This window comes from uncultured Methylobacterium sp. (assembly GCF_964251405.1).
In the GTDB taxonomy this organism is placed as follows: domain Bacteria; phylum Pseudomonadota; class Alphaproteobacteria; order Rhizobiales; family Beijerinckiaceae; genus Methylobacterium.
Genome location: NZ_CAXUJR010000093.1, coordinates 11,673 through 13,650, shown reverse-complemented (window position 1 = coordinate 13,650; position 1,978 = coordinate 11,673). Strand labels below are relative to the sequence as shown.

The 1,978-nt window shown below is 67.7% G+C and carries 1 protein-coding gene; it reads left to right on the top strand.

The features are described 5' to 3' along the window. Positions 1-700: 700 nt before the first annotated feature. Positions 701-1,978, top strand: a 1,278-nt coding sequence (locus ACFE7U_RS14900) for a DEAD/DEAH box helicase (protein WP_375410505.1), incomplete at its 3' end; no start/stop codon positions are given.

Below are 1,978 nucleotides of genomic sequence, written 5' to 3'. Positions count from 1 at the left end.
GCCGCGCGGCGCGGAAGATCGGCGGCGGAAGCGGCGGCAGTCAGGCCGGCCAGAACGGTCGAGGCGAGAAGCAGTCTTTTCATGATATCCACTGGTCCTGGGATTGGCGAAAGCCGCCGCGCTTGTAGGTCCTGGCAGCCGCGAGGTCTGTCGCTTTCCTGCAACAAGGTCATCTCTTAAGGGCTAACCCGTCAATGAACGGTAAAGGTTAGCCGCAGGTCACGACCGTCCTCGACCGTCGGTGTGATGGCGCACATCACTACGAGAGCCATGACATGAAGCGGCTTCGACGACGGATGTGAGCCGAATGCTTGCGAGGATCGGAATGGCGGCAGGATAGTGCGCGAAAGGTCTCGCAGAGAGAGGGCAGCATCCTGTCGGGAGCCGGATGCCGACCCTGAATCCTACGCGACACCACAAGGCCGCGCGCCCGGTCCCGACCCGTTCGGGAGAACAGACGACACCATGCCTGCAGCCCGTCGCGAGGGATGTGTGTCCTCAAGGCGGCGGATAACGCGGCTCGCCGGCGAGGGCGGCGATTGACACACTCCGACAAGGCTCTAAGTGTCCACGCGACGCGTCTGCGCGGCGGCTGGCGGCTTCCTGTCATCCAGGCAAGTCCATTCCGCCGCCTTCCGTGACGCTGCCCTCCGCGCCGGTCCTTAGCCATTTCCCGCGCGCAACGGTTTTTTTGAACGATATGTCCTTTGCCGACCTCGGACTGAGCGACAAGGTCCTCCAGGCCGTCACCGCGGCCGGCTACACCGAGCCGACGCCGATCCAGGCCCAGGCCATCCCGCATGTGCTCGCCCGCCGCGACGTGCTCGGCATCGCCCAGACCGGCACCGGCAAGACCGCCGCCTTCACCCTGCCGATGCTGACGCTCCTGGAGAATGGGCGCGCCCGCGCACGGATGCCGCGCACGCTGATCCTCGAGCCGACCCGCGAGCTCGCCGCCCAGGTCGTCGAGAACTTCGACCGCTACGGCACCAACCACAAGCTCAACGTGGCTCTGATCATCGGCGGCGTCTCCTTCGGTGACCAGGACGCCAAGCTGATGCGCGGCACCGACGTGCTGATCGCCACGCCCGGCCGCCTGCTCGACCATTTCGAGCGCGGCAAGCTCCTGCTCACCGGCGTCGAGCTCCTCGTGATCGACGAGGCCGACCGCATGCTCGACATGGGGTTCATCCCCGACATCGAGCGCATCGTGAAGATGGTCCCCTTCACGCGCCAGACCCTGTTCTTCTCCGCCACCATGCCGCCCGAGATCGAGCGGCTCGCCGACGTCTTCCTGCACAACCCGCAGCGGATCGAGGTGGCGCGCCCGGCCTCGACCGCCGCCACCATCGTGCAGAAGCTCGTGGCGGTAGGGCCGGAGGGGCACGAGAAACGCGACGTACTGCGCCGGCTCATCCGGGGCGAGGTCGATCTCAACAACGCCCTCATCTTCTGCAACCGCAAGCGCGACGTGGCGCTGCTGCAGAAGTCGCTGGCGAGCCACGGCTTCAACGTCGCGGCGCTCCACGGCGACATGGACCAGCGCGCCCGCACGCTGGCGCTCGACGGCTTCCGCTCCGGCGAGGTCCCGATCCTGGTGGCGAGCGATGTCGCCGCGCGTGGCCTCGACATTCCGGCGGTGAGCCACGTCTTCAATTTCGACGTGCCGCATCATCCCGAGGATTACGTCCACCGGATCGGCCGGACCGGCCGCGCTGGCCGCTCGGGCAGCGCTTTCACGCTCGCGAGCCGGGCCGACGAGCGCTCGCTCGCCGCCATCGAGTCGCTGATCGGCCAGCCGATTCCCTGGGCCGAGGGCGACCTCGCCTCTCTGCCGGAGAGTTCCGCAGAAGCCGAGCCGCGCACCCGCCATCGCGGCAAGCCCGGCGAGAGCGCCCGGCGCGGGCGCGGCGGGGGAGCATCACGCTCCGAGTCGCCGAAATCGGAATCGTCACAATCGGCGTCGCCGAGATCCGAG